This window comes from Streptomyces sp. NPDC101132 (genome assembly GCF_044759225.1).
GTDB lineage: Bacteria > Actinomycetota > Actinomycetes > Streptomycetales > Streptomycetaceae > Streptomyces.
Map to the genome: position 1 here is coordinate 137,684 of NZ_JBIVYX010000010.1, position 17,132 is coordinate 154,815.

The 17,132-nt window shown below is 74.9% G+C and carries 1 protein-coding gene (cut by a window edge); it reads right to left on the reverse strand.

The features are described 5' to 3' along the window. On the reverse strand, nt 1-17,132 hold the 3' portion of the coding sequence (locus ACIQUR_RS23620; RefSeq protein ID WP_403667528.1) for a non-ribosomal peptide synthase/polyketide synthase. The gene runs 6,502 nt beyond the window's last position; 17,132 of the gene's 23,634 nt are visible here — the last part of the coding sequence; its start codon lies beyond the right edge, outside the window; its stop codon occupies nt 1-3.

Here is a 17,132-nt window from a genome sequence, read left to right on the forward strand (position 1 = left end):
TCAGTCCTGTGCCTGCGGGTTGATCCGGCCCTGCTCCCACAGGCGGGTCATCTCGCCCTCGCCGGTCCACGCCGCGTCGTGTTCGCGTACGGAGGCCAGCACCTGCTTGAGCACGGCCCGCCCGGAGTCGGCGTTGGTCAGGACGACCACGCCGGTGCCGGAGCCGAGGCGGCTGAGGGTGAGGGCGTGGAAGCCGGTGGTGCGGCCGGTGTGCCCGTACTCGAGGTCGCCGCCGGTGGTGTCGACGATGGAGCCCATGCCGTAGAAGCGGCCGGGTTCGACGATGGTGAGCATCCGCCGGGCGAGCTCCGGGGTGAGGACCTCGGAGGGTTCGCCCCGGTGGGCCCGGCGGATCTCCAGGGAGACCTGGGCCAGGTCCTGCGCGGTGGTCCACAGGCCGGCGGCGGCGACGTCCGGGTGGGCGTAGCTGCCGCCCTCCACGGGCACGCCGTGCTCGTCGTGGCCGACGGCCACCGTGCGGCCCGCGCCGGCCGCGGTCTCCGCGTGGTCCGCCTCGTAGCCGCCGGCGGTCATGCCCAGCGGGTCCAGGACGAGTTCACGCATGAGCTGCGGGAACGGGGTGCCGGTGACGTCCTCCATGAGCTGCTGGAGCACGGTGTAGCCGACGTTGTTCTTGCGGAAGACCTGGCCGGGTACGCCGTCGACGACGACCGGCGGGGTCTTGGCCGGGGCGCGGCCGTGCAGGATCTCGGCCGCGCTCGGCCGGGGTTCGGAGCGCCGGTAGAAGTGGTGCTCCAGTTCGGTCGGCGGGTGGGTGACGCCGGAGGTGAAGCGGAGCAGCTGTTCCACCGTCACCGGGGCGTCGCCGGGCACCCGCCAGCCGGTGAGGTACCGGTTGGCGTCCTCGGAGAGGTCGATCAGCCCGTCCTTGACCAGGCGCAGCACGCCCAGCGCGGAGACGTACTTGCTGATGGACCCGGCCGGGAACAGCGTGTCGGGCGTGACCCTGGCACCGCCCCCGAAGGCGGTGACGCCGAAGCCGCGGACCTCGCTGACGGCCCCGTCGCGGATGACGGCCACGCTGACGCCGGGCACGCGGTGCTCGATCATCGCCTCGGCCGGGGCGGGCAGGGCGGCGGGCGCCGCGGTGGTGCGGGCGGGTGCGGGGGCGACGGCCCGGGCCAGCTCGGCGAGGGTCTCGCTCTCGTACAGGGTGCGCAGGGAGATCGTCAGGCCGGCCCTGCGGGCCGCGGCGATCACCGGGAGCACCATGATCGAGTCGCCGCCGAGGGCGAAGAAGCTGTCGTCGGCGCCGATCTTCTCGATGCCGAGGGCGTCCGACCAGATGGCGGCCAGCACCTCCTCGGTGCCCTCGCGCGGTGCCACGTAGGGCGGCCGCCCGGCGTCGGGGAGGCCGTCCTGCCCGGGGGCGGGCAGGGCCTTGCGGTCGACCTTCCCGGAGACGGCCAGGGGCAGTTCGTCCAGGGTGACGAAGACCGGCGGCACCATGTAGGCCGGCAGGGTCCGGCGCAGGTGCGCGGCGAGGTCGGCCGGGGTGGGCGCGTGGCCCGGCTCCGGGACGACGTAGCCGGTCAGCCTGCGCTCGCCGGGGCGGTCCTGGCGGGCCAGCACCACGGCGTCCTTGACGCCGGGGGCGAGCAGCAGGGTGGCCTCGATCTCGCCGAGTTCGACCCGGTAGCCGCGGATCTTGACCTGGTCGTCGCCGCGGCCGAGGAAGTCGAGCGTGCCGTCGGCGCGGAACCGGGCGAGGTCGCCGGTGCGGTAGAGGCGGGCGCCGGGGCGGGCGGCGAAGGGGTGCGGGACGAACTTCTCGGCGGTGAGCGCGGGCCGGCCGCCGTAGCCGCGGGCCACCCCGGCGCCGCCGAGGTACAGCTCGCCGATGGCGCCGGCCGGGACCGGGCGCATCTCCCGGTCGAGGACGTACACCTCCGTGTTGGTGATCGGCCGGCCGATCGGGACCGGGACGGCCTCGTCGGCGGTGCCGGTGGCGTCGTGGACGACGCAGCCGACGACCGTCTCGGTGGGGCCGTACTCGTTGATGATCCGGGCGCCGGGGGCGGTGCGCCGCCAGGCGGCCACCATCTCGGGCTTCATCTCCTCGCCGCCGACCACGAAGGTGCGCACCGAGTCGACGGCGGTGTCGCCGAGTTCGGTGGCGACCAGGTCCAGGTGGGCCGGGGTGATCTTGACGATGCTGTAGTCGCCGCCCTCGCGGAGCAGGGCCGGCAGGGCCTCCTGGCCGCGGTCGCCGGGGACCATCGTGACGTCGCGGCCGGAGATCAGCGGGAGCAGGAAGCTGGGTACGGCCAGGTCGAAGGCGATGGAGCCGAACATCGGCGCGCCGTTGGCCCCGTCCATCCCGTAGTACGCCAGCGCCCAGTCCAGGTAGTTGGCCAGTCCGCCGTGGGTGATCAGCACGCCCTTGGGGCGGCCGGTCGAGCCGGAGGTGTAGATGGTGTAGACCAGGTCGTCCCCGTCGACGGCCACCCCCGGGTCCGTGGCGGGCCGTCCGGCGATCTCCGCCGCCTCCCGCTCCAGGACCACCAGCCGGGCCCGGTGCCCGGGTACGGAGTCCACCAGCGCCTCCTGGGTGACCAGGACCGGCGCCGCGCTGTCGGCGAGCTGGTACGCCAGGCGCTCGGCCGGGGTCTCCGGGTCGAGCGGCAGGTACGCGGCGCCCGCCTTGAGCGCGCCGAGGACGGCCACCAGCAGGTCCGGGCCGCGGTCCAGCAGGACGGCCACGAACTGGCCTCGCCGCACGCCGAGTCCGGTCAGGTGCTGCGCGAACCGGTTGGCCCGCTCGTCCAGTTCGCCGTACGTGAGCACCTCGTCGCCGGTGACGACGGCGGGGGCGCCGGGCGCCTCCGCGGCCCGGGCGGCGAACCGCCGGTGGACCGGGGTGGTGTCGTACGAGGTGCCGTCCGCACCCGCCCAGTCGCCCAGCAGCAGCTCGCGGTCCTCCTCGGCCAGGAACACCTCGCCGGCGTCCCCGTCCAGATCGGCGACGATCGCCTCCAGCACCAGCCGGTACGTCCGGCCCAGCCTGCGGGCCTGCTCGCGGCTCATCACCTGCGTGCTGGTGAGGAGTCCGAGCTCGCCGGCCATGGTGGTGACGGCCAGGTCGAACTCGGTGCCGCCCTCGCGGAGGCTGGTGCCCAGGTCCATCAGGTCGGTGTCGATCTGACGGAAGTCCAGGTAGTTGAAGAAGACGTCGACGATCCGGCCGCCGCCCGCCTCGCGCTGCACCTCCGGCAGCGGGAAGCGCCGGTTCGGCCACAGCTCGGTCTCCTGCGCGAACACCTGCGTGAGCAGCTCACGCCAGGTGCGGGCGCCGCCGCGGTGGTGGATCGGCAGGGTGTTGAGGTACATGCCGTAGACCAGGTCGGCGCCGGGCGCCTCGGGCCGGGTGTCGCAGACCAGTCCGGTGTGGAAGTCCCGCTCCTCGGTGAGCTGGCTCATCACCTTGAGGTGGGCGGCCAGCAGCACGCTCTTGACCGGTACGTCGGCCCGGGCGGCGGTCGCCCGGATGGCGTCCTGGAGGTCGTGCAGGGAGACGGTGACCGAGTACGACTTCGCCGGCTCCTGCGGCTGCCGCCAGGCGGCCGGCAGGGTGAAGCGGGCGTACTCGGAGACGGTGCGGCGCCAGTGGGCGCGCTCCTCCGCCGAGGCCAGCGACTCGTGCTCGCCCGCGATGAAGTCGGCGAACCGCAGGCGCGGCAGTTCGGCGGGGGCCGGCTCCCGCCCGTCGCGGATCGCGGCGTAGGTGGTGAGCAGCTCCATCCACAGGCTGTAGTGGCCCCAGCCCTCCAGGATGGTGTGGTTGAGGCTGAGGAACATCCGCCAGCCGCGGTCGCCGACCGCGAAGGCGAGGCGGACGAACGGCGGCCGGGTGGTGTCGAAGAGGTTCTCCTGCTCGCCGCGGCTGATCTCCAGGACCCTCCGGTGCCAGCCCTCCTCGTCGAGTCCGGTCAGGTCGTGCACGCTGACCGGCATCTCCGCGTGGGCGTGGACCAGCTGCATCGGCACGGAGTACGTGTCGAGGTCGATGGAGGTGCGCAGCGCCTCGTGGCGGGCGGTGACCCGGCGGGCCGCCTCGCGCATCGCGGCGGGGTCGAAGGGGATCCCGTCGCGGATGTCGAACGACGTGGTGTTGTGGTAGTTGTTCCCGGCGTTCCCGCTCCCGCTCGCGTCCCCGTCCCCGTCGCCGCCGCCGTCGCCGGAGAGCAGCTCGACCAGCATGCCGGTCTGGAGCTGGGAGAGCGGGTAGACGTCCGTGACGCCCTCGGGGACGAGTGCCCGGTCCTGGGCGGAGATCAGCTCGAAGGGCTCCACGTACCGCAGTTCGCGCAGCTCGCGGCCGGCGATGGCGGCGGCCAGCCGGCCGACCGTGCGGTGCTCGAAGACCTCGCTGACGGCCACGCTGTAGCCGGCCGCCTTGAGCGCGCCGACCAGGGTGACGGCGCGGATCGAGTCACCGCCCAGGTCGAAGAAGCTGTCCGTGACCGAGAGGGAGGCCACGCCCAGCACCTCGCACCAGACCGCCGCGATGGCGATCTCGTCGGGCGTGGCCGGGGCGGCACCGCCGCGGGAGGCCGCGAGGGCGTCCTCGCCGGGCACCGGCAGCGCGCGGGTGTCGAGCTTGCCGTTGGCGGTCAGCGGCATCCGGTCCAGCGTGACGTACGCGGCCGGGACCATGTGGTCGGGCAGGGTCTCCAGGAGGTGGTCGCGCAGCTCGGCCGGGGCCGGTGCGGTCCCGGTGCCGGGGGCGGTGACGACGTACGCGGCGAGCCGCTTGTCCCCCGGGGTGTCCTGGCGCAGGACGACCGCGGCGTGGCTGACGGCGGGGTGGGTGCCGAGGGCGGCCTCGATCTCGCCCAGCTCGATCCGGTAGCCGCGCAGCTTGACCTGGTGGTCGGCGCGGCCGATGAAGTCGATCGTGCCGTCGGGCAGCAGGCGGACGATGTCGCCGGTGCGGTACATCAGGGTGCCGGGCTCGCCGTGCGGGTCGGGCACGAACCGGGCGGCGGTCAGCGCGGGCCGTCCGTGGTACCCGCGGGCCAGGCCCTCGCCGGCGACGCACAGCTCGCCCGGTACGCCGCGGGGCACCAGCCGCAGCTCGTCGTCGACCACGTACAGGCGGGAGTTGCCTACGGGGCCGCCGATGGGCACCGAGGTGGCGCCCTCCGGCACCTCGGTCACGTCGTGGACGGTGGAGAAGGTGGTGTTCTCCGTCGGTCCGTAGCCGTGCACGAGGTGGGCCGGGCCGCCGGAGCGGAGCAGCTCGCGGACGGTGCCGGCGTCGGCGGTCTCCCCGCCGAAGATCACCGTGCGCAGGCCGCGGAACATCTCGGGGACGGTCCTGGCCAGGTGGTTGAAGAGGGAGGTGGTGAGGATCATCGCGGTGATCCCGCGCTCGGCCGCCACGGCGGCCAGCAGCTGGGCGTCCAGGACCGTGTCGCGGTCCAGGACCTCCAGGCGGGCGCCGCCCAGCAGGGCGCTCCAGATCTCCCAGGTGGCGCCGTCGAAGGAGACGCTCGCGACGTGCGCGACCACGTCGTCGGGGCCGACGCGGGTGAGTGCGTCGTGCAGCGCGGTGCGCACCACGCCCCGGTGGGTGACGGCGGTGGCCTTGGGGGTGCCGGTGGAGCCGGAGGTGTACATCACGTACGCGAGTTCGTCCGGGTGCTGTACCGGCGCCACGGCGGCCGGTCCCCCGTCGGGCGCGCCGGCGTCGACCAGGAGCAGCGGTCCCTCCCAGGCGGGCAGGCCGTCGGCCAGCCGCCCCGTGCTGACCAGGGCCGTGGCCCCGGAGTCGGCCAGCATGAAGGCGAGCCGGTCGGGCGGGTAGGCCGGGTCGAGCGGCAGGTAGGCGGCGCCGGCCTTGAGGACGCCCAGGAGGGCGACCGGGAGTTCGGCGCTGCGGTCGAGGCCGACGGCGACGACGGAGCCGCGGCCCGCGCCGGCCGCGGTGAGGCGGGCGGCCAGCCGCCCGGCGCGGGCGTCGAGTTCGGCGTACGTGAGGGTCAGCCCGGCGTGGGAGACGGCGACGGCGTCGGGGGTCTGCGCGACGCGGGCGGCGAACAGCTCGGTGAGGGTGCCCGTGACGGGCGGCTCGCCGTCCTCCCGGGCGGCCGGTCCCGCGGTGCCCCGGGCGGTGAGCAGCTCGGTCTCGCCCGCGGGGAGCGGGGCGAGGGCCGGGCCCTCCGGGTCGGCGGCCATGGCCTCGACGACCGCGCGGTACATGGCGGCGATCCGCTCGGCCTCCTCGCGGCGCAGCACGCCGGTGTGGGTGGCCAGGCTGAGGTGCCCGTTGAGCGTGGTGACGATCAGCGAGAACTCGGTTGCGGCCGCTCCGGCGCTGGCGCCGACGTCGACCAGGTCGGTGTCGAGCTGCTTGTAGTCCTGGTAGTTGAAGGCGACGTCGACCAGCCTGCGGCCGTCGGCGAGGCGCTGGATGGCGGGCAGCGGGTACCGGCGGTGCGGCCAGATCTCCGCCTCCCGGGCGTACACCGAGGCCACCAGCTCGCGCCAGGTGCGGGCGGTGCCGTCGTACGCGAAGGGCACGGTGTTGAGGTGCATGCCCAGCACCCGCTCGGCGCCCAGCGCCTCGGGGCGTGCGTCGGTGGCCAGGCCGGTGGCGAACTGCCGCCGGTCGGTGAGGCGGGCCAGCACCGCGAGGTGCACGGAGTGCAGGACGGCCTTCATGGAGGCCCGGGCGCGCCGGGCCAGTTCGCGCAGGCCCGGCTCCAGGTCGGCGAAGGGCACCCGGACCAGGTAGGGCTCGGGGGTGCCGCCGGGGGCCGCGCCCCAGCCCTCGGGGAGGGCGAAGGGCTCGTGGCGGGCGGTGACGTCCTGCCAGTACGCGCGGTCCGCGTCGGAGGCCAGGGACTCCAGCTCGCCGGCGACGAAGTCGGCGTACCGCACCTCGGGCGCGGTCCGGTCGGCGGTGGTGCCGTGATCGCGGAAGTCGCGGTAGAGGCCCAGGAGTTCCATGAGCATGGAGTGGTGGCTCCAGCCCTCGGTGATCGCGTGGCACTCGGCCATGCCGAGCCACCAGACGTGGTTGCCGTCCGCGGGGTCCTGGACCAGCGCGGAGACCCGCAGCAGGGAGGGCACGGCCAGGTCGAAGGGCGTGGCCCGCTCCTCCTCCAGGTAGGCGGAGACGGCGAGGTCCACGAAGGACTGGTCGAGGCCGCCGAGTTCGCGCACGTCGACCGGGATGGTGACGGCCCCGTGCACGAGCTGGAGCGGGGTGCCGTAGCCGTCGAGGGCGAAGCCGGTGCGCAGCACCTCGTGCCGCTCCGCGAGGACGGCCACGGCCCGGCGGAGCGCGGCCGCGTCGAAGGGGCGGTCGTCGCGGATCCGGAAGGCGTTGACGTTGAGGTACTTGTGGCCGGCCGGCTCGGCGAGCATCTCGACGAGGATGCCGAGCTGGCCCTGGGAGACGGGGTAGGCGTCGGTCAGGCCGGCGGGCAGCAGGGCCCGGTCGGCGTCGGACACGAGGGCGAAGGGCTCGACGGCCCGGTACGCCTGCCCGGTGCCGCCGGCGGCGGCGAGCGCGGCGAGGCCGGCGACCGTGCGGGCGTCGAAGACGTCGCGCACGGAGAGCCCGTACCCGGCCGCGCGCAGGGCGCCGACCAGGGAGACCGCGCGGATGGAGTCGCCGCCGACGTCGAAGAACCCGTCCTCGGCGCCGACCCGCTCCAGGCCCAGCACCTCGGCCCAGACCGCGGCGATCCGCTCCTCGTCCGGGGTGCGCGGGGCGACGTACGCACGGTCGGCGCCCAGGGCCGACCAGTCGGGGGCCGGCAGGGCCTTGCGGTCGAGCTTGGTGTTGGAGATCAGCGGGATGGCGGCCAGGGCGGTGAAGGCGGCCGGGACCATGTACTCGGGGAGCCGTCCCCGGCAGAACTCGGCGAGCTCGGCGGGGGCGGGAAGCCCGGCCGCCGGGTCGGCCGGCACCAGGTAGGCGGCGATGCGCGGGTCGCCGGGGGCCGAGTCGTCGGTGACGACGGCGGTCTCCCGGACGGCCGGGTGCTCGGCGAGCAGGGCCTCGATCTCGCCCAGTTCGACGCGGTAGCCGCGGATCTTGATCTGGTTGTCGGTGCGGCCGAGGAACTCCAGGCCGCCGTCGGGCCGCAGCCGGGCCAGGTCGCCGGTGCGGTAGAGGCGGGCGCCGGGCTCGCCGTACGGGTCGGGGACGAAGCGCTCGGCGGTGAGCGCCGGGCGGCCGAGGTAGCCCCGGCTCAGCGCGGGGCCGCCCACGCAGAGTTCGCCGGGGACCCCGACCGGCACCGGCCGGCCCTCCTCGTCCAGGACGAGGACGCGGGTGTCGGCCAGGGGGCGGCCGAGGGGGATGCCGTGCGGGTCGTCCAGGTCGGCCCCGGTGATGCGGTGGTGGGTGACCTGGACGGTGGCCTCGGTGGGCCCGTACAGCTCGACGAGCTGGGGGGCGTCCAGGCCGAACCGGGCGGTCCAGGGGGCCAGGGCGGCGCCGTCGTGCTTCTCGCCGCCGAAGAACATGGCGCGCAGCCGCAGCCGGTCGGTCCGCGGGTCGCCCTGCTCGACGGCCGCGGCGAGGCCGCGGAAGGCGGAGGGGCTGTTGAGCAGGACGGTGAACTCCTCGGCGAGCGCGAGGTCGAGCAGCTCGTCGGGGTTGCGGGCGGTGTCGGCGTCGACGACGACCAGGCGGGAGCCGTAGAGCAGCGCGGACCAGAGCTCGAAGACGGAGACGTCGAAGGCGTAGCTGTGGACCAGCGGCCACACGTGCCCGGCGTCGAGGGGGAAGCGCTCCTCGGTGGCGCGCATCAGCCGGACCACGTTGGCGTGGGTGACGCCGACGCCCTTGGGGACGCCGGTGGAGCCGGAGGTGTAGATGACGTACGCGAGGTTGTCCGGGCCGGCCAGCGGCTCGGGGTCGGTGGCGGGGGCGGCGGCGAGCTGCGCCGCGCCGGTGCCGTCGGTGACGAGCAGGGGGCCGGTGAAGACGGCGGCCGCGGCCGCCTCGTGGGCGGTCTCGGTGATCACCGCCTTGGGGGCCAGGTCCTCCGCCATGAAGGCGAGGCGGGCGGCCGGCTGGGCGGGGTCCATCGGCAGGTAGGCGGCACCGGCCTTGAGGACGCCGAGGAGCGCGGGGACCAGCTCGGGGCCGCGGGCCAGGCAGAGGCCGACGACGTCCTCGGGGCCGACGCCGAGGGACCGCAGGTGGTGCGCGATCCGGTTGGCGCGGGCGTTGAGCTCGGCGTACGAGAGGGTGGTGCCGGCGGCGGTGACGGCCCCGGCGGTGGGCCGGCCGGCGACCTGCTCCTCGAAGAGGGCGTGCAGGGTGGTGCCGCTCCGGCGGGCCGGGGCGGGGGCGCGCAGCACCACCGCGCGGTCGGCGGCCGGCAGGAAGGTGGCGCGGGCGTCGCCGTCGGGGTCGGCCAGCATGGCCTTGAGCACCTGGCGGTACATCTGGGCCAGGCCCTCGGCCTGGCCGGGGGTGAGGTGGCGGGTGTCGGAGCGCAGCCCGATCCAGCCGCCGCGGGAGATCACGGCGAGCGGGAACTCGGTGGAGCCGATGCCGGTGCTGGCCTCCTCGTCCACGGCCTCCGTGTCGACCTGGTGGAAGTCCAGGTAGTTGAAGACGGTGCCCAGCAGCCTGCGGCCGCCGGCGGCGCGCTGGATCGCGGGGAGCGGGTGGCGGCGGTGCGGCCACAGGGCGAGTTCGCGCTCGAAGACCTCGCGGATCAGCTCCCGCCAGGTGGCGGCGGTGCGGGTGTGCGGGAAGGGCACCGTGTTGAGGTGCATGCCGGCGACCTTGTCGGCGCCCGCGGTCTCGGGGCGGGCGTCGACGGCGAGGCCGGTGTGGAAGGCGGACTCCTCGGTGAGCTGGCTCATCACCTTCAGGTGGGCGGCCAGGATCACGCTCTTGAGGGAGACGCCGGTGGCGGTGGCCAGCTCGCGCAGGGCGGGCGTCAGGTCGGCCACCGGCACGTTGGCGCGCACGGGCTCGTACGCGGGGGCCGCGTCGCCCAGCGGGTCGCCCCAGGCGGCCGGCAGGTCGAGGACGGCGTGGCCGTCGACGACGCCCTGCCAGTGGGCGCGGTCGGACTCGTCCTCCAGGGAGGCGAGTTCGGCGGCGATGAAGTCCGCGTACCGCCCGGCCGGGCGGACGGGGTCGGCGAAGCCGCCGGTGGTGAGGTACTCCCGGTAGAGGGCGAGGAGTTCGTCCATCAGGGAGTGGTAGCTCCAGCCCTCCAGGATGGGGTGGGCGTGGGTGAGGACGAGCCACCAGGAGCTGTCGTCCTCCAGGACGGCGCGGACCCGCAGCAGCGGGGGCCGCGCCGGGTCGAAGGGGCGGCCGCTCTCCTCGGCGTTGACCGCTCGCAGGGCGGCGGGGAACTCGCCGGCCGCGACCGCGCTGAGGTCGGTGAGGGTGACGGCGACCGGGACGGTGCCGGTGGCGTGGACCAGCTGGAGCGGGGTGCCGTAGCCGGTGAGGTCGAAGCCGGTGCGCAGGATCTCGTGGCGGGCGACGAGTTCCTCGGTGGCCGCCTGGAGGGCGGTGAGCTCGAAGGGGCGCTCGTCGCGCACCGCGAAGGCGTCGACGTTGTGGTAGGCGGCCTGGTGGTCGTCCAGGTCCATCTCGACGAGCATGCCGAGCTGCACCTGGGAGACCGGGTAGGCGTCGGTGACGCCCTCGGGCAGGGCCGCGCGGTCGGCTTCGGTCATCAGCTCGAACGGGGCCGCGTACCGCTCGGTGACGGCCTCGGGCTCCGCCGGGCCGCCGACGGCCAGGGCGAGGGCGGCGATGGTCCGGTGCTCGAAGACGTCCTGGACGGAGACGGCGAACCCGGCGGCGCGGATGGCGCCGACGAGCACGATGGCGCGGATGGAGTCGCCGCCGAGGTCGAAGAAGCTGTCCTCGACGCTGACCTCGTCCCGGCCGAGCGCGGTGGCCCAGGCGGCGGCGAGGCGGGCCTCGGTGTCGTTGCGCGGGGCGACGTGCTCGGCGGCGGGGGCGGACTCCGCGGGGGCGGGCAGGGCCTTGCGGTCCAGCTTGCCCGCGGTGTTCAGCGGCCAGGCCTCCAGCTCGACGAAGGCGCCCGGGACCATGTAGTCCGGCAGCTCCTCGCGCAGGTGGGCGCGGAGACCGGCCTGCTCCACCGGTCCGTCGGCCGGGATCACGTACCCGACCAGCCAGGTGTCGCCGGACTCCTCGGTACGGGCCACCACCGCGGCGTCCCGCACACCCGGGTGGGACAGCAGCCTCGACTCGATCTCCCCCAGCTCGATCCGGTAGCCCCGGATCTTCACCTGGTGGTCGGTCCGGCCCAGGAACTCCAGCGCACCGTCCTCCAGGCGGCGCGCCAGGTCACCGGTCCGGTACAGGCGGCTGCCCGCCGGCCCGAACGGGTCCGGCACGAACCGCTCCGCCGTCAGGTCCGGGCGGCCCAGGTAACCCTGCGCCACACCGTCACCCGCGATGCACAGCTCGCCCACCACACCCAGCGGCACCGGCTCCATGAAGGAGTCGACGAGGTGGAACCGCGTGTTGTCGATGGGGGCGCCGATCGAGACGGACGCCGGGAGCGCCGGGACCTCCCAGGTGGAGGACCAGATGGTGGTCTCGGTCGGGCCGTAGACGTTCACCAGCCGGCCGACGCCGGCACGCAGTTCACGGGCCAGTTCGACGGGCAGCGCCTCGCCGCCGACCAGGGCGGTGACGGCCGGGCCGGCGAACCCGCCCTCCAGCAGCAGCTTCCAGCCCGACGGCGTGGCCTGCACGTGGGTGAGGCCCTCGGCCGCCACCAGCGCGCCCAGGTCCTCCCCGGAGCGGGCCACGACGACCCGGTGCCCGCCCGCCAGCGGCAGGTACAGCTCCAGCCCGGAGATGTCGAAGGACACGGAGGTGGACGCCAGCCAGTGCTCGGTGCCGGCCGGAGAGTCGCCCAGCACCCGGCGGATGCCGGTCAGCAGGTTCCCCAGCGCCCCGTGCGTGACCTGCACGCCCTTGGGGCGGCCGGTCGAACCCGAGGTGTACAGCACGTACGCCACCGCGTCGCGCTCGGGCACCCGCCACTCCCCCGTGGCCGGCTCGCCGGCGATGAGGGCGGCGTCGCCGTCCAGGGAGATCCGGGTGCCGGAGTGCACCTCGGCCGCGACCGCGGCCAGGGAGTCCTGGGTGACCAGGACCGCCGGCCGGGCGTCGGCGGTGATGCCGGCCAGCCGGGCCGCCGGGTGGGCGGCGTCCATCGGCAGGTACGAGCCGCCGGCCTTCTGTACGGCGAGCAGCGCGACCAGCAGGCCGGTGCCGCGCTCCAGCAGGACGCCGACCACGTCGCCGGGCCGCACGCCCGCCGCCACGAGGCGGTGGGCCAGCCGGTTCGAGGCCGCGTCCAGTTCCCCGTACGAGAGGGACGCGTCCCCGCTCGTCACGGCGACAGCGTCCGGCGCGGCCGCGACGGAGGCCGCGAACAGCTCCGGGACCGTACGGGCCGGGACGGCGGTGGCGGTGTCGTTCCAGCCGGAGACGACGAGCACGTCCTCCCCGCCGGGCAGGCGCACGGCGCGCGCGTCGCCCGCCGGGTCGGCCGCCATGGCCTCCAGCACCGACCGGTACATGGCGGCCACGCGCTCGGCGTTGGCGCGGGAGAGGTCCCGCTCGTTCGCGGTGAGCACCAGGTGCCCGGCGAGCGTGGTGACGGCCAGGGGGAACTGCGAGGTCGCGTCGCCGAGGCTGTCCTCGACGTCGATCAGGTCGGTGTCGACCTGGTGGTAGTTCTGGTAGGTGAAGAGCACCTCGACCACGGGCCGGCCGGGCTCGGCCAGCCGCTGGATCGCGGGGAGCGGGTAGCGGCGGTGGTCCCACAGCTCCATCTCCCGCTCGAAGACGGACCGGACCAGGTCCTGCCAGGTGCGGGCGCCCCGGTCGTACGCGAGCGGCACGGTGTTGAGGTGCATGCCCAGCACCCGCTCGGCCCCCAGCGTCTCGGGGCGGGCGTCGGTGACCAGGCCGACGGAGAACCGGGCCTCCTCGGTGAGCTGGCTCAGCACCTTCAGGTGGGCGGCGATCAGCACGCTCTTCAGGGAGGTGCGGGCCCGCTCGGCCAGGGTCTTCAGCCCGGGCTCCAGGTCGGCGTAGGCGACGGGCAGCCGGTAGGCCGCTCCCTCGGCGGCCGTGGGCTCGCCCCAGCCGGCCGGCAGGGACAGGGCGGGGTAGGTGCCCACGGTGTGCTGCCAGTAGCCGCGGTCGGCCTCGTCGGCCAGGGACTCCAGCTCGCCGGCGACGAAGTCCGCGTACCGGGCCGGGACGGGCTCGTGGCCCTCGGCCGGGTCGCCGCCGTCCCGCACCGTGCGGTAGACGTCGAGGAGTTCCATCAGGAGGGAGTGGTGGCTCCAGCCCTCCAGGATCAGGTGGCTGTGGGTGAGCCCCAGCCACCAGGCCTCGTCGCTCTCGACCAGGCCGGCGACGCGCAGCAGCGGGGCCTGGCCGGGGGCGAAGGGGCGGGCCTCCTCGCAGGCGGCGAACTCCGCGACGGCCCGCTTGAGTCCGGCCTCGTCGAGGCCCGACAGGTTCTCGACGGCGACGGGCGGCACCGCGTCGGCGTGCACCAGCTGCATCGGCACCGAGTAGCCGGTCAGGTCGACGGAGGTGCGCAGCACCTCGTGGCGGGCCACCACGGTGCGGGCCGCGGTCTCCAGGGCGGTCAGGGAGAAGGGGTGTCCGTCGCGGACGCGGAAGCAGGTGACCCGGTGGTAGTCGTCCCCGGAGTCCTCGACCAGGGCCTCGACGGCCATGCCGGTCTGCACCTGGGACAGCGGATAGGCGTCCGCGATCCCGTCGGGTATCCGTTCCCTGTCCTCATCGGAGATCAGGGCGAAAGGGGCGGTGCCCGCTTCCTCCCGCGCCTGCTCCTGCTCCTGCTGCGGCGCGGCGGCCCCGGACTGGGCGCGGAGCAGCGCCAGCAGGTCGGCCACCGAGGTCTGCTCGGTGATGCCGGCGCCCGAGAGGTCGAGGCCCGCCGCCTGGAGGGCACCGGCAAGCGCCTCCGCCGCGTCGGCTCCGGCCGTCCGGCTGGAGATGTCCGTCGGTGACACGTTGTCCTCCTGAGGTGCCTGCGCCGCGAGGTGGTCCGCCAGCTCGGCGACGGTCTGGTACGTGAAGATCGTTCGAACGGAGAGGCGGTGGCCGAGGGCCTTGAGCGAGCCGACGACCGACACCGCGCGGATGGAGTCGCCGCCGAGGTCGAAGAAGCTGTCCTCGACGCTCACGCGTTCGAGCCCGAGAGCGGATTCCCAGGCACGGGCGATCCTCGCCTCGGCGTCTGTGCGGGGAGCTATATATGCCGTTCCGGTGCTCCGGCTCGGGGCGGGCAGGGCCGTGCGGTCCAGCTTGCCCGCGGTGTTCAGCGGCCAGGCCTCCAGCTCCACGAAGGCACCCGGGACCATGTAGTCCGGCAGCTCCTCCCGCAGGTGACTGCGGAGACCGGCCTGCTCCACCGGTCCGCCGGCCGGGATCACGTACCCGACCAGCCAGGTGTCGCCGGACTCCTCGGTACGGGCCACCACCGCGGCATCGCGCACCCCCGGGTGGGACAGCAGCCTCGACTCGATCTCCCCCAGCTCGATCCGGTAACCCCGGATCTTCACCTGGTGGTCGGTCCGGCCAAGGAACTCCAGCGCACCGTCCTCCAGGCGGCGCGCCAGGTCACCGGTCCGGTACAGGCGGCTGCCCGCCGGCCCGAACGGGTCCGGCACGAACCGCTCCGCCGTCAGGTCCGGCCGGCCCAGGTAACCCTGCGCCACACCGTCACCCGCGATGCACAGCTCACCCACCACACCCAGCGGCACCGGCTGCACCAGCGCGTCCACCACGTAGAACCGGGTGTTGTCGATCGGCGCCCCGATCGAGACGGCCGCGGGCTCCTCGGGCACCTCCCAGGCGGAGGACCAGATGGTGGTCTCGGTCGGGCCGTACACGTTCACCAAGCGCCCGACGCGCGAGCGCAGTTCGCGCGCCAGCTCCACCGGCAGCGCCTCGCCGCCCACCAGGGCCGTCACGCCCGGCCCGGCGAACCCGCCCTCCAGCAGCAGCTTCCAGCCCGACGGCGTGGCCTGCACGTGCGTCACGCCCTCCGCCCGCACCAGCTCCACCAGATCGGCACCGGTCTCCGCCAGCACCACCCGGTGCCCGCCCACCAGCGGCAGGTAGAGCTCCAGCCCGGAGATGTCAAAGGACACCGACGTGGACGCCAGCCAGGACTCGTCCCGCCCGGCACCGAGCACGCGGCGAATGCCGGTCAGCAGGTTCCCCAGCGCCCCGTGCGTGACCTGCACGCCCTTGGGGCGGCCGGTCGAACCCGAGGTGTACAGCACGTACGCCACCGCCCCGGGCGCGGCCGCGTAGGCGTCCGGCAGGTCGTCGGAGGCCTGGCGGTCGGTGAGCGCCGAGTCCGGCCCGTCCACCAGCACCCGCGCCCCGGTGTGCACCTCGGCGGCCACGGCGGCCAGGGACTGCTGGGTGACCAGCAGCGAGGGCCGTGCGTCGGCCGTGATGCCCGCGAGGCGGGCGGCCGGGTGGGCCGCGTCCAGCGGCAGGTAGGCGGCGCCCGTCTTCTGTACGGCGAGCAGCGCCACCGGCAGTTCCACGCCCCGCTCCAGCAGGACGCCGACCACGTCGCCCGGGCGCACGCCTTCGGCGACCAGCCGGCGGGCCAGCCGGTTCGAGGCCGCGTCCAGCTGCCAGTACGTGAGCGTCCCGCCCGCGGCGGTCACCGCGGCGGCGTCGGGCGTGGCCGCGACCTGGGCCGCGAACAGCTCCGGCACCGTGCCCGCCGGGACGGCGGTCGGGGCGGGGTTCCACTCCTCCAGGGCCAGGGTCCGTTCGCCCGCGGGCAGCAGGACGGTCCGGGCGTCGCCGGCCGGGTCGGCCGCCATGGCCTCCAGCACCGACCGGTACATGGCCGCGAGGCGCTCGGTGTGGGCGCGGGAGAGGACCGCGCCGTTCGCCGTGAGGACCAGGTGGCCGGTCCGGGTGGCGACGGTGAGCGGGAACTCGGTCGGGCCCTCCTGCGCGTCCGCGAGGTCGGCGTTGGCGCCGGCGTGGTGCAGGTCGCCGGAGGTCACGCGGCCGTAGTCCTGGTAGTTGAAGTACACGTCGAGCAGCTGGCGGCCGCCCGCGAGGCGCTGGATGGCCGGCAGCGGGTAGCGGCGGTGCGGCCAGACGGCCAGTTCGGCGGCGAAGACCTGTGCCACCAGCTCGGTCCAGGTGCCGGCGGTGCGGTCGTGGGCGAACGGCAGGGTGTTGAGGTGCATGCCCAGCACCCGCTCGGAGCCTGGGAGTTCGGGCCGTGCGTCGCCGACCAGGCCGCTGTGGAAACGGGCCTCGGGGGTGAGCTGGCTCAGCACCTTGAGGTGCGCGGCGAGGAGCACGCTCTTCATCGACGCCCGTGCGGTGGCGGCCAGTTCGCGCAGCCGGTCCTCCAGGTCCCCGTACGGGACAGGAACCCGGAAGGTGCCGGGCTCGCCTCCCCAGCCGGCGGGCAGGGCGAAGGCGGCGTACCGGTCGGTCACGTCCTGCCAGTAGGCCTCGTCGGAGCCGTCGGCCAGGGCCGCCAGCTCGCCGGCGACGAAGTCCGCGTAGCGCCCGCCGCGGGCCGGTCCGGCCGGGAGCGGGGCCGGGCGGCCGGTGTCGCGGATCTCCCGGTAGACGGCGAGGAGTTCGGTGAGCAGCGCGTGGTAGCCGAAGCCCTCCAGGACCGGGTGGGCGTAGGTGATCGTGAGGTGCCAGTCGGTGCCGGGCAGCAGGTGCGCGGAGAAGCGGACCAGCGAGGGGCGCGCGGTGTCGAAGCCCGCCCTGCGCTCGGCCTGCTCGTGGGCGGTCACTGCGGCCCGCCGGGCCTCCGCGCCGAGGGCGGTCAGGTCGGCGACGGCCACCCGCACGGGGGCCGTGGCGTGGACCAGCTGGAGCGGGGTGCTGTAGCCGGTGAGGTCGAAGCCGGTGCGCAGGACCTCGTGGCGGGCCACCAGCTCCTCGGCGGCGGCGCGCAGCGCGGAGGGGACCAGCGGCTGGTCGTCGCGGACCTCGAAGCCGTCGACGTTGTGGTACGCCGCCCGGTCCTGGTCCAGGTCCATCTCGACGAGCATGCCGAGCTGCACCTGGGAGA